General features: G+C 63.1%; 16 protein-coding genes and 1 pseudogene. 12 read left to right on the plus strand and 5 right to left on the minus strand.

Annotated features, from left to right (window positions below):
* The first annotated feature begins 75 nt into the window (after positions 1–75).
* The 5 genes from mftA to mftD (D8W71_RS12605) all read left to right on the plus strand — a co-directional run bounded on the left by mftA (position 76) and on the right by mftD (D8W71_RS12605) (position 4,185).
* Positions 76–189, plus strand: coding sequence for a mycofactocin precursor MftA (gene mftA / locus D8W71_RS12585; protein WP_072803353.1), 114 nt, complete (start codon positions 76–78; stop codon positions 187–189).
* A gap of 2 nt (positions 190–191) precedes the next feature.
* The gene (gene mftB, locus D8W71_RS12590; protein ID WP_121113951.1) at positions 192–482 is read left to right on the plus strand and encodes a mycofactocin biosynthesis chaperone MftB; all 291 of its coding nucleotides are present in this window, start codon (positions 192–194) and stop codon (positions 480–482) included.
* 99 nt (positions 483–581) lie between these two features.
* Entirely contained in the window at positions 582–1,814 is a 1,233-nt protein-coding gene (gene mftC, locus D8W71_RS12595) for a mycofactocin radical SAM maturase (protein ID WP_121113954.1), read from the plus strand.
* 12 nt (positions 1,815–1,826) lie between these two features.
* Positions 1,827–3,002: a pre-mycofactocin synthase MftD gene (gene mftD / locus D8W71_RS12600; protein WP_121113956.1), complete on the plus strand. Its 1,176-nt coding sequence runs from the start codon at positions 1,827–1,829 to the stop codon at positions 3,000–3,002.
* Positions 3,003–3,012: 10 nt separating this feature from the next.
* Positions 3,013–4,185: a pre-mycofactocin synthase MftD gene (gene mftD / locus D8W71_RS12605; protein WP_121119072.1), complete on the plus strand. Its 1,173-nt coding sequence runs from the start codon at positions 3,013–3,015 to the stop codon at positions 4,183–4,185.
* A 21-nt stretch (positions 4,186–4,206) separates the two neighbouring features.
* On the opposite strand, the gene D8W71_RS12610 is transcribed toward mftD (D8W71_RS12605), so the two are convergent.
* Both D8W71_RS12610 and D8W71_RS12615 read right to left on the minus strand, forming a co-directional pair.
* Positions 4,207–4,947 carry an IclR family transcriptional regulator gene (locus D8W71_RS12610; protein WP_121113958.1) on the minus strand — a complete coding sequence of 247 codons (741 nt, stop codon included), beginning with the start codon at positions 4,945–4,947 and terminating at the stop codon, positions 4,207–4,209.
* Positions 4,947–6,452, minus strand: a complete 1,506-nt coding sequence (locus tag D8W71_RS12615; protein WP_121119074.1) for an APC family permease — start codon at positions 6,450–6,452, stop codon at positions 4,947–4,949. Before D8W71_RS12615 ends, D8W71_RS12610 begins: the two co-directional genes overlap by 1 nt.
* Positions 6,453–6,701: 249 nt before the next feature.
* Here D8W71_RS12615 and D8W71_RS12620 point away from each other — a divergent pair, with 249 nt between their 5' ends.
* Both D8W71_RS12620 and D8W71_RS12625 read left to right on the plus strand, forming a co-directional pair.
* Positions 6,702–8,279: a flavin monoamine oxidase family protein gene (locus tag D8W71_RS12620; RefSeq protein WP_121113960.1), complete on the plus strand. Its 1,578-nt coding sequence runs from the start codon at positions 6,702–6,704 to the stop codon at positions 8,277–8,279.
* Between the two features lie 27 nt (positions 8,280–8,306).
* Positions 8,307–8,957 (plus strand): Rid family hydrolase, encoded by a 651-nt coding sequence (locus D8W71_RS12625; protein WP_121113962.1) that lies wholly within the window; start codon positions 8,307–8,309, stop codon positions 8,955–8,957.
* Between the two features lie 69 nt (positions 8,958–9,026).
* Here the strand turns inward: D8W71_RS12625 and D8W71_RS12630 are convergent, their stop codons facing one another.
* From D8W71_RS12630 to D8W71_RS12640, 3 genes and pseudogenes are all read right to left on the minus strand, one after another.
* Entirely contained in the window at positions 9,027–9,767 is a 741-nt protein-coding gene (locus D8W71_RS12630) for an aspartate/glutamate racemase family protein (RefSeq protein WP_121113964.1), read from the minus strand.
* A 10-nt stretch (positions 9,768–9,777) separates the two neighbouring features.
* Positions 9,778–11,337, minus strand: a pseudogene (locus D8W71_RS12635) (NCS1 family nucleobase:cation symporter-1).
* Positions 11,338–11,471: 134 nt separating this feature from the next.
* Positions 11,472–12,188, minus strand: a complete 717-nt coding sequence (locus D8W71_RS12640) for a GntR family transcriptional regulator (RefSeq protein WP_121113966.1) — start codon at positions 12,186–12,188, stop codon at positions 11,472–11,474.
* A gap of 126 nt (positions 12,189–12,314) precedes the next feature.
* On the opposite strand from D8W71_RS12640, the gene mftE reads away from it, so the two are divergent.
* The 5 genes from mftE to D8W71_RS12660 all read left to right on the plus strand — a co-directional run bounded on the left by mftE (position 12,315) and on the right by D8W71_RS12660 (position 17,562).
* The gene (gene mftE, locus D8W71_RS12645) at positions 12,315–13,025 is read left to right on the plus strand and encodes a mycofactocin biosynthesis peptidyl-dipeptidase MftE (RefSeq protein ID WP_442972030.1); all 711 of its coding nucleotides are present in this window, start codon (positions 12,315–12,317) and stop codon (positions 13,023–13,025) included.
* 103 nt (positions 13,026–13,128) lie between these two features.
* Complete coding sequence (mftF, locus tag D8W71_RS12650) at positions 13,129–14,526, plus strand: mycofactocin biosynthesis glycosyltransferase MftF (protein WP_201265336.1); 1,398 nt, start codon at positions 13,129–13,131, stop codon at positions 14,524–14,526.
* Positions 14,523–15,971 (plus strand): mycofactocin dehydrogenase MftG, encoded by a 1,449-nt coding sequence (gene mftG / locus D8W71_RS12655; protein WP_121113973.1) that lies wholly within the window; start codon positions 14,523–14,525, stop codon positions 15,969–15,971. Before mftF ends, mftG begins: the two co-directional genes overlap by 4 nt.
* A 50-nt stretch (positions 15,972–16,021) precedes the next feature.
* A complete protein-coding gene (locus tag D8W71_RS28180; protein WP_268959862.1) occupies positions 16,022–16,156 on the plus strand; it encodes a hypothetical protein in 135 nt (44 codons plus the stop codon).
* Between the two features lie 113 nt (positions 16,157–16,269).
* A complete protein-coding gene (locus D8W71_RS12660) occupies positions 16,270–17,562 on the plus strand; it encodes a helix-turn-helix domain-containing protein (protein ID WP_121113975.1) in 1,293 nt (430 codons plus the stop codon).
* Positions 17,563–17,573 lie beyond the last annotated feature (11 nt).

Below are 17,573 nucleotides of genomic sequence, written 5' to 3' on the forward strand. Positions count from 1 at the left end.
ATTATTGTGGTGAACCAGGTCACTGTTACCGCTGGCTGTGACTGATCCGATGATTCTCTCCGATGGAGGTACAAGATGTCTCAGAACCCCAAGACAGATGTTGTGAACGCTGCTGTGGTCGAATCCGACCTGGTCGAAGAGTCTCTCGTGGAAGAGGTTTCCATCGACGGCATGTGCGGCGTGTACTGACCATGACCGCAGATGTGAAGGTCCGCCAGGAGCTCGATCTGGATGCTCGCTGGGCTCTTCACCCGCAGGTGGCGCTGCGTCCCGAGTCTTTCGGGGCGCTGCTCTACCACTTCGGGACACGGAAGCTCTCCTTTCTCAAGAACCGCACGATCGTGGCGATCATCGAGTCCTTTCCCGAGCATCCCGATATGCGGTCGGCGATCGCGGCCGCAGGTATCAGCGAATCCGGTATGGCGCCGTATGTGAAAGCGCTGTCCACGCTGGCTGATTCGAAGATGATCTCCAAGCTCTAGCCACACCTGACGAACCAGCCCTTCGTCAGTGCTCTTTCACCCCGATCGCTCTTTCACCCCGATGGCTCTTTGACCCCAATGATCGAAAGAGGACAGCCCATGACCTCCATGCTCGAAAGACCCGCACCCCCGCCCGCGGTGGGCAAGTTGGTCGACCAGTTCGAACTCGGCCTCGACGCACCGATCTGCCTGACCTGGGAGTTGACCTACGCCTGCAACCTCTCGTGCGTACATTGCCTGTCCTCGTCCGGCCGGCGCGATCCCAACGAGCTCTCCACCGAACAGTGCAAGTCGATCATCGACGAGCTGCAGAAGATGCAGGTGTTCTATGTCAACATCGGCGGCGGTGAGCCGACGGTGCGTTCGGACTTCTGGGAGCTCGTCGACTATGCGACGGCACATCAGGTGGGCGTCAAGTTCTCCACCAACGGCGTCAAGATCGACAAGAAGGTAGCAGCGCGTCTGGCGGCGTCGGACTACGTCGACGTACAGATCTCCATCGACGGCGCGACCGCAGAGGTCAACGACGCGGTGCGCGGGCCGGGTTCGTTCGACATGGCAATTCGAGCGTTGGAGAATCTTCAGGAAGCCGGTTTCAAGGACGCCAAGATCTCGGTGGTGGTCACTCGGCACAACGTCAGCCAGTTGGACACGTTCAAGGCGCTGGCCGACAAATACGGTGCGACGCTTCGGATCACGCGTCTTCGCCCGTCGGGCCGCGGTGCCGACGTGTGGGACGACCTGCATCCCACCGCAGGCCAGCAGCGTGAGCTGTACAACTGGCTCGTCGCCAACGGTGAGGGCGTGTTGACGGGGGATTCGTTCTTCCACCTGTCCGCATTCGGTGACGCGTTGCCGGGTCTGAATCTGTGTGGTGCCGGGCGTGTGGTGTGTTTGATCGACCCGATCGGCGACGTCTACGCCTGCCCGTTCGCCATCCACGAGAACTTCCTCGCCGGCAACATCGTCCGCGACGCAAAAGACGGTATGGGCGGCTTCCAATCCGTATGGCAGACCTCGGAGCTGTTCCAGGATTTGCGATCTCCGCAGACGTCGGGTGCCTGCACCAAATGTGCGCACTTCGATGCGTGCCGAGGCGGCTGCATGGCAGCCAAGTTCTTCACCGGCCTCCCCATGGACGGTCCGGATCCCGAATGCGTGATCGGCAACGGTGAGATGGCGTTGGCTGCGGCGGGGGAGATCCCCAAGTCGAGTGTCGACCACTCTCGTACCGGACAGCGCAAAACCCCGAGAGCGTCGGTACCGCTCACTCTGATGATGCGGCCACCGGCGAAGATCTGCGACGAAAACCCGCTCGCAGGAATGGAATAGGAACACATAGTTATGGCCAAGAGTGCGTGGTTCGAGACCGTTGCCGAGGCGCAACGGCGTGCCAAGAAGCGTCTCCCCAAATCCGTGTACGCCGCGTTGGTGGCGGGCTCGGAGCGGGGCATCACAGTCGATGACAACACGGCGGCATTCGGTGAGCTGGGGTTCGCCCCCCACGTAGCCGGTCTGTCGGACAAGCGTGATCTGTCGACAATGGTCATGGGACAACCACTCTCGTTTCCGGTCATCATTTCGCCGACGGGTGTACAGGCTGTGCACCCGGACGGTGAGGTCGCCGTTGCGCGAGCAGCAGCGGCACGCGGTATCCCGGTGGGTCTGTCCTCGTTCGCGAGCAAGTCCGTCGAGGAAGTCGCGGCGGCCAATCCGCAGACCTTCTTCCAGATGTACTGGGTCGGTTCGCGGGAGGTCCTGCTTCAGCGCATGGAACGCGCCAGGGCTGCTGGTGCGGTCGGCTTGATCATGACGCTGGACTGGTCCTTCTCGAACGGTCGCGACTGGGGCAGCCCGTCGATTCCCGAGAAGCTGGACCTCAAGGCGATGGCACAGTTCGCACCCGAGGGCATCATGCGGCCGAAGTGGTTGTACGAGTTCGCGAAGTCGGGCAAGCTGCCCGACCTGTCGACGCCCAACCTGACTCCGCCCGGCGGCGTCGCTCCGACGTTCTTCGGTGCGTACGGCGAGTGGATGGGCACCCCGCTTCCTACGTGGGAGGACGTTGCGTGGCTGCGTGAGCAGTGGGGCGGGCCGTTCATGCTCAAGGGCGTCATGCGTGTCGACGACGCGAAAAGGGCCGTCGACGCGGGCGTCACTGCTATTTCGGTGTCCAATCACGGCGGCAACAACCTCGACGGCACGCCTGCACCGATTCGCGCTCTGCCTGCCATCGCGGAGGCGGTGGGCGATCAGATCGAGATCACCCTCGACGGCGGTATCAGGCGCGGCAGCGATGTCGTCAAAGCGCTTGCACTCGGCGCCCGCGCCGTACTGATCGGACGTGCGTATCTGTGGGGTCTTTCGGCCAACGGCCAGGCAGGAGTGGAGAACGTTCTCGACATCCTGCGCGGCGGCGTCGACTCTGCAGTTCTGGGGCTCGGTCACTCGTCGGTGCACGACCTCTCACCGTCGGATGTGGTGATCCCGGCAGGGTTCGACCGGAAACTGGGCGTCTGAGCGGAGAATGCTGCGCAAGAACGGGTGGTTCGAGTCTGTTGCCGAGGCGCAGCGTCGTGCGAAGAAGCGTCTTCCGAAGTCGGTGTACGCCGCGTTGGTGGCGGGCTCGGAGCGCGGGATCACTGCAGGCGACAACACGGCGGCATTCGGTGAATTGGGGTTCGCCCCGCATGTAGCCGGCTTGTCGGACAAGCGTGATCTGTCGACAACGGTGATGGGACAACCGCTTTCGTTCCCGGTCATGATCTCACCGACGGGTGTGCAAGCCGTGCACCCGGACGGTGAGGTCGCGGTCGCACGCGCAGCGGCTGCGCGAGGGATCTCGATGGGTTTGTCGTTGTTCGCCAGCAAGCCCATCGAGGACGTCGTTGCAGCGAACCCGCAGACGTTCTTTCAGCTGCACTGGGTCGGTAACCGCGAGATGTTGCTCGGGCTCGTCCAGCGTGCGCGCGAGGCGGGTGCTGTCGGTCTGATTCTGACGATGGATTGGTCCTTTTCCGAGGGACGAGACTGGGGTAGTCCGTCAATTCCCGAGCAGGTCGACCTAGGGACCATGATCCGATTTGCGCCCGAGGCCTTGGGTCGACCGAAGTGGTTGTGGCAGTTCGCCAGAACGGGTGCAGTTCCCGACCTTGCCGCTCCGAATCTCGCTCCTCGGGGCCAGGCCCCGACGTTCTTCGGCGCGTACCGCGAATGGATGTCCACGCCCCTCCCGACGTGGGAGGACATTGCCTGGCTCCGTGAGCAGTGGGACGGCCCGTTCATGCTCAAGGGCATCTCGAGGGTCGATGATGCGCACCGGGCGGTCGACGCGGGTGTCACCGCACTCTCGGTGTCCAATCACGGCGGTAACAACCTCGACGGCACTCCGGCATCCGTACGACTGCTGCCCAGCATCGTGGACGCGGTGGGCGATCAGGTCGAGATCACGCTCGACGGCGGCATCAGGCGCGGCAGTGATGTGGTCAAGTCGCTCGCGCTCGGCGCACGTGCTGTTCTGATCGGCCGGGCCTACCTATGGGGTTTGGCTGCGGGCGGTCGGACGGGCGTCGAAAATGTGCTCGATATTCTGCGCGGCGGGGTGGACTCGGCCGTGCTCGGGCTCGGGCATTCGTCGGTGCACGATCTTTCGCCGGCGGATGTAGTTGTTCCACCGGATTTCGAACGGCAGGCGCGCCACTAGGCGGAGCCTGGAACCTCTGCTTCACATATGCACCTGATGCGCGCTCGATCTGAGGAGACTCACGAGCTCGGGATCTCGGGGATCCAGTCGTCTCGTCCTGCCGATCACCGCGAGACAACCGGATACCCTGCCGTGCTCGTCGCGCACGGGGACCGCGACAGCCGAGCGCCCGACCTTGATCTCGTCCACCTCGACGGCGATGTCGGTGGATCGTATGAGGCTGAGCTCGATGGCAAGCTCGGCGAGGTCGACTTTGGTGTGCGAGGTGAACTTTCGCAGTTCGGCCAGCGCGTCACCGTCCGGTCGGTTCGCGAGGAGCAGCTTTCCGATCGCCGACGCGTGAACGTGTGTCAGTAACGCTGTCTCACCGGACAATTCGTGGTCCGGATCGCGGTCGAGAAACTGAATGCGATCGCTGGCGTACGAGGCCAGGTACACACCGAACCGGATGCGGGAGCGAAGATCATCCACCACTTGGGCGTAGTGGACGTCCGAGGCCGGGGCGGCGCCTGCGAGCTCTCGCGTGCGCCGGCCGAGCGCGAAGCCCGACAGGTCGTCGATGCGCACGAGAAAACCGTCCGCGACGAGAAGGTTGAGCAAGCGGTACGCCGTTGCCGCGGGAATGCCCGTCGCATGCGCCACTTGCTTGGCCGTCGCGCCCGAACCGATGTGTGCGACGGCTTCGAGTAGAGCGAGTGCTTTCTGCACCGCTCGTGGTTCGTGTCCGCCGACCTCGGTCGCCCTCGATGTCCGCAAGGCCATCAGCGTGGATCTGGTCGGGGGCTCTTCACGAGTGCGACTGCGCCGCGTGCATTCTCACCGTACGACACCGCGCCTGGGAGCACGTCATGGCTCTCGGCGCTGTCGAAGACTCCGATGGCCGTCAGCGAGCGAGGGTTGCTGTGGTGCAGCCACGAACGCCATACGATTCCGGACAGAGCCAGCGCGGCAAGCATTGCGAGCAATGTGACGTTCTGCTGCAGACTCACCGTCACGACGAGGTTGACGAGAACGGCACATCCGGCAGAGCAGGCCAGTACTCCTGCGAGCACCACCATGGAGGTGAGCTCGCCGATTCGCCGGAGAAACACCACGGCGGCGATCGCGACGGCAGCGTATCCGACGATGACCGCCGCCCGCGCCAACAACCGAACGTCGTCGAGCATCACCGAGCCGCCCAGAAGGACGAGTATCGAGCTGAGCACGGTCAAGCCTGCGACAACGACGACCAGAGCGACGTGCGGGGTGCGGAATTTCCGGTGCACCACTGCGAAACGACGGGAAACGACGTGCTCGACCCCCATCGTGTACAGCAACCTCGATACTGCATTGGACGACGCCATCGACGATGCGAGCCACGAACAGCTCAGACCGATGTTCAACGCGACGACGAGCCACGCGTCGATACCTGTGGACGTGCCGTGCAGGTATGCGTCCATCAGAACGCCTCCACGTCCCGACCACACTGCCCACGCGGCGAAGGTGAACAACCCGCCGCAGATGATAGGCGTCAGCAGAACCGTCCTGGTGACGTTGACGAGTGGGCGTTTGGTTTCGGGCGCGAAGAAGGTGGCGCTCTCGAATCCGGCCAGCGAGAACAATGTACCGAGGGCGACGAGCAGCAGACCGTTGGGCGCACCCGACGGTTCGATCTCGACGGGTCGACCGTCGGAAAACAGCAACAGGGTGGCGATGAACAGCAGTGAGCAGAGTTCGACCACCAGAATCGCGGTGGCCGCGAATCTGACGCCCCGGAGAAGACAACCGAGTATCACGGCGGCGATGACGGCATGGATCGCGATCGCTCCGCCGGTGCCTCCGGTTGGAATGCCGAGTTCGCGCAACACCGTTCGCACGGCTTGTCCGCCGAAGTACAGGGTCATCACGCCGCTGGCGCAGTACTTGCATGCCATCGCGGTTCCGACGGTCAGCGCTCCTCGCGGCCCCGATCCTTTGACAGCGAAACTGTAGAGCCCACCCGAGGACGAGAACCGGCGGGTGAACTGGGAGACACAGAACGCGATCAGCGACACCACGATCGTTGCGGCCAACACAGTCAGCAGCCCACCCAACAATCTCTCGTGGGTCAGCATCGTGATCGGGAGGATCACCATCGACGCAGCCGGGGCAGTCGTGGCCACCGATTGTGCGAACACCTCGATACCCGACAGTTGCCTGCGGCCGAGCGCACGCAGCGGTGACAACGCAGGGCGATGCGGCTCCTGCGGGGCGAAGGACGCGGTGATGGCGTGTTCGAGAGCAGACATGATGTGCGAAAAATAGCGCCGCTTTGTTGCGACCGTGTTGCGGCCAGGCTTCCGCTGAAAACATGCGAGTGAGAACCGATTCGGCAATCCACTGTTCGTTCTCATCCGAAGTTCGGTGAACGTAGTGCGCGCTTTGCATTCCGGAATCCTCGACATTCCACCATTGATCGATATCGAAACCGGTCGAGAAGGCACGCGTTCGGTCGCGAAGAATAGGAGCGTGAAATGGCAGTAACACGGAGGTCGTTCATGCGTGGCCTGGGCGTCACGGGTGGCGCGGGGCTCGCGTACGGAGCGATGTCGACGATCGGGCTTGCGCCCGCGGCGAGCGCAAGCCCGAAACGATTTCAGGCGCCGGCGATGGGCGACCTGATCGGACGGGTGGAGGGAAGCCCGACGGTGGTCGTCCTCGGCGGCGGACCCGCAGGACTCTGCGCCACCTACGAGCTGCAGAAGGCCGGCTACTCGGTGACGATTCTCGAGGCGCGGCAACGGCCGGGTGGACGCGTCTGGTCGATCCGCGCAGGGGGGGAGGAGACCGACCTGAACGGAGAAACCCAGAAATGCACGTTCTCCGAAGGGCACTTCTACAACATCGGCGCAACGCGAATTCCTCAGAGCCACATCACGATGGACTACTGCAAAGAACTCGGTGTCGAGCTCCAGACGTTCGGCAATCAGAACGCGAACACCTTCGTGAACTACAAGAGCGACACGGCTCTGAACCAGAGGTCGGTGTCGTATCGGGCAGCGAAGGCCGACACGTACGGGTACATGTCCGAGCTGCTGCAGAAGGCGTCGAGCCGCGGGGCTCTCGACGACGTCCTGACGCCGGACGACAAGGATGCTTTGTCGGAGTTCCTCAGCGACTTCGGTGACCTGTCCGACGACGGTCGGTACATCGGATCGACACGCCGCGGGTACAGCGCCGAGCCAGGTGCCGGGCTGAACTTCGGTGAGGAAACGAAACCCGAGTCGATGTCCGACGTCATTCGTAGTGGTATCGGCCGCAACTTCAGCTTCGAGTTCGGTTACGACCAAGCAATGCTGATGTTCTCCCCGGTGGGCGGCATGGATCGCATCTACTACGCATTCGCCGACGCCATCGGCGGAGACAACATCGTCTACGGAGCCGAAGTGACCGCGTTGAACAACACGGCGGACGGCGCGACGGTGGAGTACGTGAAAGACGGCTCGGCTGAATCCATCTCGGCCGACTATGTCATCTGCACCATTCCGCCCGCGCTTGTCACCCGGCTGGACAACAACCTCCCGGCCGACGTACTACTGGCGCTGAAGGCCGCCAAGTCGACCCCGTCGGGCAAGCTCGGGATCGAGTACTCACGTCGGTGGTGGGAGACCGACGAGCGAATCTACGGCGGAGCCAGCAACACCGACATGGATATTTCGCAGATCATGTTCCCGTACGACCATTACAACTCCGACCGCGGCGTGGTCGTCGCCTACTACAACACCGGTAAGCGGCATCAGGCGTTCGAATCCCTGACGCACAAGCAGCGTTTGGCGAAAGCCGTCGCCGAGGGTTCGATGATCCACGGAGACAACTACACCAAAAACATCAGCTCGTCCTTCTCCGGTAGCTGGCGGCGAACGAAGTACTCCGAGAGTGCGTGGGTCTCGTGGGCCGGAGCAGGGGACTCGCACGGGGGAGTTGCGACCGCCGAGTACGAGAAGCTTCTCGAACCGGTCGAGCACATCTACTTCGCAGGCGATCACCTGTCCAACGCCATCGCATGGCAGCACGGCGCGTTCACCTCTGCGCGCGACGTCGTCACCTCGATCCACGAGCGCGTCACCGCGTCCTGATCACCGAATCTCAACGAAAGGAATCCCTTGTCCAAAGTCACACGCTCCTTCGCCGCCGCGCTCGCAGCCGGCGCCATCCTCTGTGCCGGTGCATGCTCCTCGGACTCCGACGCAGCGCCTGCGGACACCGAATCAACTTCGGGGGCCAGGTCGGTCATCGAGCCAGGTGAACCGAATCCGATGATTGCGCAGGGCGTCGAGATAGCAGGCGACGCAACGGTGTACAAGACCAGCGGGATCGGCGCCACGGCGATGAACGAGGATGCGCCCGAGGGCAGTCCGGAGTCGTACATCGACACCGATCAGTTCTCCGATGGCACACTTCCAGCCGGGGTAACCGTTACCGAAGCGCAGGGGATCGGGGTGCTGAAGAAGATCCGAGACAACCTCGAAGATCAGGGCTATTCGCTGGAGGACGTCGTGAGCATGCGTGTGTTCCTCGACAATGCGCCTGGCACCGACCGTGCCGACTACGCGGGGTGGAACCGCGCGTACCGCCAGTTCTTCGCGAACACGAACCTCGACACCGACGAGACGGAACTGGTGCCGATGGGCACCGCCGAGCCTGCGGCACCCATCGAACGCAATTCGGCACGGCCGTCCCGTTTCGCCCTCGAAGTGGCGACGTTGCCGGTCCAGGGCTGGCTCGTCGAGGTGGAGGTCGACGCGGTCAGGTAGCGCCAGCGGCAGGTGGCGTTCCGCGCCAGTGGCACGGATAAGCGCCCCCTAGGGCACTTACCCGTGCCACTAGCGCGGAGCTGCGGTTCCGAAATCCGAGAGCAGACCCGTGTATGCCTTGGGGAGCGGCGGAGCGAATTCTCCCCGCTTGCCGGTGCGCAGTCCCATTGCGACGAGCGATTGCACGGTCAGGGTCGCAGCAGCGACACCGTCGATCACCGGCAATCCGATCTCCGACGAGATGTGCTCACACAGGTCGGCCATCCCCGCGCACCCCAGCACGATGGCATCGCTGCCGTCCTGGAGTGCGGCATCGCGACACGCCTCGGTGATGACCTTGCGTGCGTCGGGATCCGTCTCCAGCTCGAGCACCGGAATCTCACAGGCGTGAATCCCGGTGCATTGCCGCGAGAACCCGTAGTGTGCGGCCAGATCCCATGCACGGCCTGTGGTTCGGCCCAAGGTTGTTACGACGGAGAAACCCCGCCCGAGAAAAGTTGCCGTATGCATGGCGGCCTCGGCGATACCGACGACAGGTCCCGACGCCGCCTCTCGCGCGGCGTCCATACCCGGGTCGCCGAAGCAGGCGATGACATAACCGTCGACACCCTGTGTCTCGCCGAGGGCGATCTGTTCCAGAATGCCCGGGACGCTCAGGGCCTCGTCCACATGGGATTCGATGGACGCTGGGCCCATCGACGGGCTGACCGCCTCGACGCGTGTGCCCGGGCTTGCAACGGCCCGGGCACACCGCTCGATCGTGGCGGTCATCGACAACGTGGTGTTGGGGTTGACGACCTTGATGAGCACGTTCGAGATCCTATGCTTTCACTGGTTCGTCGAGATGATCGGTGACGGCGAGCCGGGTCTTCGTCGCCAGGTAGTAGTACAGGGCGAATCCGACGCCGCAGCCGATGAACCAGCTGTACTTCGACGCGGTGGACATGCCGGAGATTTCCATGCCGTCGATTGCCCCGTTGAACAACACGGTGAACATCGCGAGGAGAGCTCCGACGACAGTGGCGTACACCGCGGCCGGGTTGTAACCCTTGGAGTACCAGTACTTTCCGGTGGGGTCCATCGTGAACAGCTCGTCGACGACTACCTTCTGCTTACGCACGAGGTAGTAGTCGGCAATGAGAACGCCGAACAGAGGTCCGATGAATGCGCCGAGAGTCTCCAGCGTCAAGTGGATGACCTCGGGGTTGTTGTAGAGGTTCCACGGTGTGATCAGCACGGAGCCGACGGCGGCAATCATTCCGCCCGCGCGCCAGCTGATCTTCTGTGGGCTCACGTTGGAGAAGTCGAACGCAGGGGAGATGAAGTTGGCGACGATGTTGATGCCGATCGTGGCGATCGTGAAGGTCAGCGCGCCGAGAACAATGGCGAAGGTGCTGTCGATTCGGGCGACGGTCTCGACCGGGTCGGTGATGAGCTCACCGAAGACTGGAAGCGTCAATGACGCGGTGACGACGACCAGGATCGAGAAGACGAGGAAGTTGACCGGAAGTCCGAGGAAGTTGCCCTTCTTCACCGCCGCGTAGGACTTGCCGTACCGGGAGAAGTCACCGAAGTTGAGCATCGGGCCGGAGAAGTAGGCGACCACCAGTGCGATAGCGCCGAGCATGACGGGTACTGCGCTGAATCCGGTGTACTCGACCTCGCCGAGGTTCAGATCGATTGCACTCCAACCGGCTTTCCAAATGAGGTATCCGCACAGGGCGAACATGACCACGTAGACGGCCGGACCACAGAAGTCGATGAACTTACGGATCGATTCCATTCCGCGCCAGAACACTGCAGCCTGCAGAACTCAAAGGAACAGGAAGCTTGCCCAGCCGAGGGCGGACAGTCCGGCGAATCCGTAGTCGGCGGTCACCGCATACGGAGCGAGGCTTGGAAACAGTTTGATGAGGACGATGTCGAGGGCAGCCGATGCGAGGAATGTCTGAATTCCGTACCAGGCGACGGCGATCAATCCGCGAATGATCGCCGGGATGTTCGCGCCGAGAACTCCGAAGGATGCCCGGCAGATGACCGGGTAGGGAACACCCGACGCCTGGCTCGGCTTGGCGACGAGGTTGCAGAAGAAGTACACGATGGCAATGCCGACGAGCAGAGAGATGAGAACCTGCCAGCTGGCAAGGCCGAGGGCGAACAAGCTTCCGGCGGTGACGTATCCGCCGACGGAGTGCACGTCGGACATCCAGAAGGCGAACAGGTTGTAGGAGGTCCACGACTGCTTCCTCAGCGGCGCGAGGTCCTCGTTGGTCAGTCTCGGGTCGTAGCTGTCCTTGATCAGTCCGCCGCCGACCGGGTGGCCTGCAGCCTCGACCATGTCGCCCACAGAGCCTACGGGGCCGTTCGCTGTATCTGTCATCGATGCTCCTGATGCGTCGCTTCCGAGTCCGGGTGTGGATCGGTCGTTGCCGTTGGTGTGGCGAGGACCGGCGAATCACAAGGTATCGACGAAGTGTTGCACTCACGTGACGGCAGGAATATATCTTTCTTCACTCACTCGGAGTGTGGATCGGCAAGCAGTCCGGAGTCGCTCGTGATGGACGAAATGACCGCATTGAGACGTCCTGAGTGGAATTGTGCGATCTCCAGAAGTTTGGCGGAATCCCGTTCGAGAAAAGCGTCGAGCATGGCCGCATGATCGGAATGCAGGGATGCGCGGTCCGCGCCCGCAACGTGCACCATCGGCTGCACGGGCTCGGTGATGTTCCACGCTGATTCCAGCATATGCAGCAATCTTTTCATTCGTGACGGTCGAGTCAGGGCCATGTGGAACTCGCGACTTCTGCGGTGGTACTCACGGGGATCGTCGACGGTAATACTCTGTTCCAGAACGCGACTGGCTTCTATTGCCACTTCTCGATCACTGTCGGTGGCCGACAGTGCTGCGGTCGACAATGCCGCGGACTCCAGCACTTCGCGCACAATGTACATCTCGCGCAATTCGGCGGAAGTCAATTGCGCCACCGTGTATCCGAGATTGGGACGATGATCGACCAATCTTTCACCGATCAACGTCTTCAACGATTCGCGCACGGGAATTCTGCTGACGCCGAATATCTCCGCGACTTCATTGAGAGGAATAGCGGTGTTGGGCGGGGCGTCGCCGGAAAGAATGACGCGCCGAAGCTCGTCGAGGATGGTCGACTGTCTGCCTCCGGGCTCGACGATGCGCAACTGCGACAGAAGCACCGACCGGCGACGTGGGGGCATGATGCTCCTTCTCTCGTACGAAAACCTTCTCACCGCATGGCGGGCAATCTAGCGTTCCATTGTTTCCGCCGTGTGAAAGAACGTCCAAGAAGGAGCCTGGGTTCGTCCGCGCTAGCATCGGCCCTTGTGCCACCCCACGACGATCTGCAACCTGCCTTCGAACGACTCGGTCAGGCCGGCTGGCCCGAGGTCGACCCGGGGGTCACGCTCGCCGTTCCTGTGGGTGCGTTCGAACAACACGGCCCGCACCTTCCTCTCGACACCGATACGCGTGTGGCCGAGGCTCTTGCTCAGCGTTTGCCGGGGGTCGTCGTCGCACCGTCGATCGCGTACGGGGCGAGCGGCGAGCACGAGGGCTTCCCCGGAACCATCTCGATCGGGTCGAACGCCTTGCGGTCGGTGCTCGTCGAATACGGCCGGTCCGCGTGCCGGTGGGCGAACCGGGTGGTGTTCGTCAACGGCCACGGTGGCAACGTTGCTACGTTGATCGGCGCCGTCGAGCTGCTGCGCTACGAGGGCCGTGATGTCGCATGGATTCCCTGTGCGGTGCCGGGCGCCGACGCGCATGCGGGACGCACCGAAACTTCACTCCTGCTCTGGCTTTCGCCTGAAATGGTCGACATCTCGCGGGCCGAGGTGGGCAACACCGACGACATCGCAGACCTACTTCCGCGCCTACGGGAGGGCGGGGTGCGCGCGGTGGCCCCGAACGGTGTTCTCGGCGACCCGCGACGTTCGTCGGCGACGGAGGGCAGAGACATCATGGCCGAGATGACCGAGCGCAGCGCCGCCGCGCTCGACCGATGGATGCCGTCGCAACGGGGAATGTTGACGTGATCGCGCGGTACGGTTTCAGCCGCCGAAAAAGACCGACGGTATGTTCCCTGATTTCTATGGCGGTCGATACCACTTCGCCGCTTTGTCCGCTTACGATCACCTGATGGGTCAAGGTCGATTGCCTGATGGATTCGGGGTGCGCGTCGATCCTCGTGTACGCAGATACTCGGACGGACGTGTGCTGATCGGGGGATCTCCGACCAGGATGCTCAAGCTTGCCCCCACGGCTGCGGCCATGATCGGCGACGGCTTCCTCGAGGTCACCGATTCGCAGTCCGCACTCGTGGCACGAAAACTGCTCGACTCGGGTGTTGCGAACCCGCGACCGATGTCGATCCCGTCGCCCAGAGATGTCACCGTCGTCGTGCCGTCGAAGAACAACGAGGCAGGGCTGAGTCGACTACTTCCAGCCCTGCACGGTCTCAACGTCATTGTTGTCGACGACGGTTCGGACGATCCCGTCACGCCGCCGCACCTGACGTGGAGCGTGGGTGGGGTGACGGTGCTCAGGCATGAGGTCTCCCGAGGTCCCGCTGCCGCTCGCAACACGGGATTACGCAGTGCAACCACGGATTTCGTCGCATTTCTCGACTCCGATGTCGTACCGCGCAAGGGATGGCTCGAAGTCATGCTCGGTCACTTCTCCGACCCCGCGGTCGCACTGGTCGCTCCGCGAATCGTTGCGCTCGAACCCGAGGGCAACGCGCTCGCACGGTACGAGCACGCTCGATCGTCATTGGACCTGGGACGGAAAGAAGCGGCCGTACGCGCGGGAAGTTCGGTGTCCTACGTGCCGAGCGCTGCCATGCTGATCCGTCGGCAGGTCGCCGAGGAATGCGGGGGATTCGACGAATCGATGCACGTCGCCGAGGATGTCGATCTCTGCTGGAGGTTGCAGGAAGCGGGGTGGCGGCTGAGGTACGAGCCAGTCGCAAACGTCGCCCACGAACACCGGGTGACCTTCGGCCGATGGTTCGGCCGCAAAATGTTCTACGGCACCGGGGCCAGTCCGCTCGCCGAGCGGCATCCAGGAATGGTGCCACCGATCTCGATGTCGCCGTGGACGCTGGTCGCCTGCTTGTTCGCGGCAAGTTTCACCAGGTTCGGGCTTCTCGGGGCGTTACTGACCCTGGGCGTCACAATCGGCCGACTCCGAAAGATGTTCGTCGGTCTCGATCAACCCACGCGAATCGCGGCGATCCTTGCCACCGAAGGATTCGTCGGTGGACTCTGGCAGCTGACGTCGGCGCTGTTCCGACACTATTGGCCGATAACACTGCTGGCGGTGGTGCTGTCCGCCAGAATCCGAAGAATTGCACTGGGATTGGCTGTGGCAGAGGCTATGTCGGACTGGTACAAGCACCGTGAGCTCGGCGGTCTCGACCCCGTGCGGTACTCGGTCTTCAAGCGAATCGACGACGTCGCCTACGGGGCCGGTCTGTGGCGGGGAGCGGTCCATTCGCGTAGCGCCGCGGCACTGCTGCCACGATTGGACACATGAGCCGAGTTCGCCACGTCGATGCTCTCGTCGTCGGTGGAGGCTCGTGCGGCTGCGTCATGGCCGCGAGACTCAGCGAGGATCCCTCGCTCGAGGTCCTCCTGCTCGAGTCCGGGCCAGGGTTTGCCTCCCTCGGTGACGTCCCGTCGGAAGTGACGGATTCACGCCTGCTTCCGGTCGGTCCGAGCAGTCCATGGGTCGACACCTACCCCGCCGAACTGACGCCGTCGACTCCTCGGGTCATCGCCCGAGGCCGCGTTCTCGGCGGATCCGGCGCGGTCAACGGTGGGTATTTCATCCGGGCCCGACCATCGGACTTCGACGCCTGGCCGGCGTCGTGGTCGTTCGCCGATGTTCTTCCGTACTTTCGTCGCCTCGAGTCCGACGTCGATTTCACGGGATCGGCGCACGGAGACGCCGGACCGATGCCTGTCTCGCGAGTAGCCGCCGGTGCGCGTGCACCTATCACCGACATGTTCGTCGACGCTGCGCGGCGAGCAGGGTTCGCCGCCGACGACGACAAGAACGCGCCGGACTCGGTCGGAGGCGTCGGCGCCGTGCCGCGCAACGTGATTGGCGACATACGTACGAATTCTGCTCTCGCGTACCTTCTTCCGGCGCTTTCTCGGCCGAACCTGACAGTCGAGGATCGGTCGACGGTGCTGTCGGTGACGTTCGACGGTACGAGGGCCACCGGCGTCCTCGTTGCGCGCCGGGGAGGTGTCGAGCGGGTGGCGGCGAACACTGTGATTCTGTGCAGCGGTGCCGTACGGACGCCCCAGCTTCTGATGCTTTCCGGCGTCGGTCCTTCGGAAGAGCTACGGCTGCATGGGATCTCGGTCGTTCTCGATCACCCACGAGTTGGTCGTGAAATCAGCGACCATCCGGAAGTCGGTGTCTACTATAGCTTTCCGGATACGGGTCGACCGGCTTCGCTGCTGGAGGCCGTGCTGCACGTCGACGACCTCGAAATCCGACCGTACTCAGCAGCGTTCGATCGCATGATCCCGTTTCATCCGATCGGCGATCCGATGATCGGGGTCGGACTGATGAAACCCGAGAGTCGCGGCTCTCTGTCGCTGCGATCGAACGACCCGGCTGATGCGCCGATCGTGCGGTATCGGTACCTCGAAGCGGCGTCCGACCGGGCTGCGCTGGCAGGTGGGGTCGATCTCGTCGGCGACATGCTGGGAGGCGTCGTGCCGATCGCTCCCGGCTCGGGGGACCCGCTGCTGGGTAGGCTCGGAACCTCCCTTCACCTGTCGGGCAGTTGCGCGATGGGTCAAGGCAATTCCGTTCTCGACGACGAGTGTCGAGTTCGCGGAATCGACGGGCTGCGTGTCGTGGACACCTCGGCATTCCCGGTAGTGCCCACCAGGGGGCCGCACGCGACCGCGATCATGCTGGCCGAACGCGCATCGGACCTCGTGCGAGGCACGGTGGCGTAGGTTCGTGGTCTGTGGACCATTCTCGGTTCGCAGAGAATGGGGCAAACCCGATGTCTGACAAATCTCCGCGCAACTCCATGACCAAGAAGTCCGGAAAGTCGTTGAAGGAGAAGCGAGCGGACAAGAAGACGAAGGCCTCGGGCGACACAAGCATCGACATTTCCGCTACGGTCAAGAAGCGCTGACTTCGCAGACCCCTCTGGCCTCGGGAAGCGCCCCCGAGGCTCGGAGGGCCTGTATTCTGCGTGTGTGAGCTGGGTTACAGTGGTGCGACCACGCCAGAAGAGGTAACTGTGTGATGACTGTGAGATTGCCAGGGCAGGGCAACCCGTGGGTAGCCGTTCGCCCTGGTGAGGACATCGACGTTCTAGCTCGTCGAATGACCACCGCGCATCAACTGTTCGTCGACAACGGACCGTCGTCCACCAACGTGCGCTCCGTCGTACTCGATTCCTGGTTGCGTAGCAAAACGAAAGGCGTGAACCCGGACGGCGGGGACGAGTCTCTGGTGCTGTCCGGTGCCGAACTCGACCGGTACCGCAACGACCATCCGATGTCGATCATCCGCCCGGTCATACGCAAGTTGCTCGTCGAGGACGCCGCCGACACGGGTCTGCTCGTCGCCATCTCCGACGCGGAAGGCCGGTTGTTGTGGGTCGAGGGGGATTCGGCGGCAAAGGACCGAGCCCAGTCGATGAACTTCGCCGAAGGCGTCGACTGGAGCGAAGAGAGCAAGGGAACGAACGCGCCGGGAACAGCGCTGGCCGTCGATCATTGCGTTCAGATTTTCGCAGCCGAGCACTTCAGCAGGTCCGTACACGAATGGAGCTGTTCCGCCGCCCCGGTTCATCACCCCACGAGCGGTCAGATTCTGGGGGCCATCGACATCACCGGTGGTCCACGCGTTGCAGTTCCCGAAGTGCTGTCGCTCATTCGAGCCACCGTCGCAGCCGCGGAGTCGGAGCTGCGACTGCACCTGTTGAACTCACCGAAGTCATTGGGAGACACGTCTCCTCGTCTGGAGGTGCTCGGCTCCGGTAGGCCGGGACTCGTGCGAAGCAGTGGACGGCTGCCGCTGTCGCAGAGGCACGCGGAAATTCTTCTGCTGCTCGCCGATCATCCGGAAGGCCTCAGTTCGGACCATTTGGCGGTCCTGCTCGACGAGCACGAACTCGACTCCGTCACCATCCGTGCTGAGATGTCGCGTCTGCGAAAAACCTTCGGGGCGGCCGGACTGGCGTCGCGGCCGTATCGGTTGGTGGGAGAGCTCGGCTCCGATGTCGGCGATATTCGTCGGGCGCTGGACCGCGGCGATATCGACGCCGCACTGCGGATCTACACCGGTCCGGTGTTGCCTGGATCCGCAGCGCCTGGGATCGAAGATATTCGTGAGGAATTGCGCTCGCGCGTGCAGGCAGCATTACTACGCGCCGGGGATCCCGTGTTGCTGGCCCAGTGGACTTCGTCGATCCATGGACGCACCGACGTCATTGCGTGGGAGGCGTACCGAGCGACCCTGAGCCGCGACTCTGCTCTGTACGGCCAGGTCAACGCGCGTATCAACCTCCTCGATCGTCAGTTGGGCGTCTGACCGAAGTTTTT

This window comes from Rhodococcus sp. P1Y, from assembly GCF_003641205.1.
In the GTDB taxonomy this organism is placed as follows: domain Bacteria; phylum Actinomycetota; class Actinomycetes; order Mycobacteriales; family Mycobacteriaceae; genus Rhodococcoides.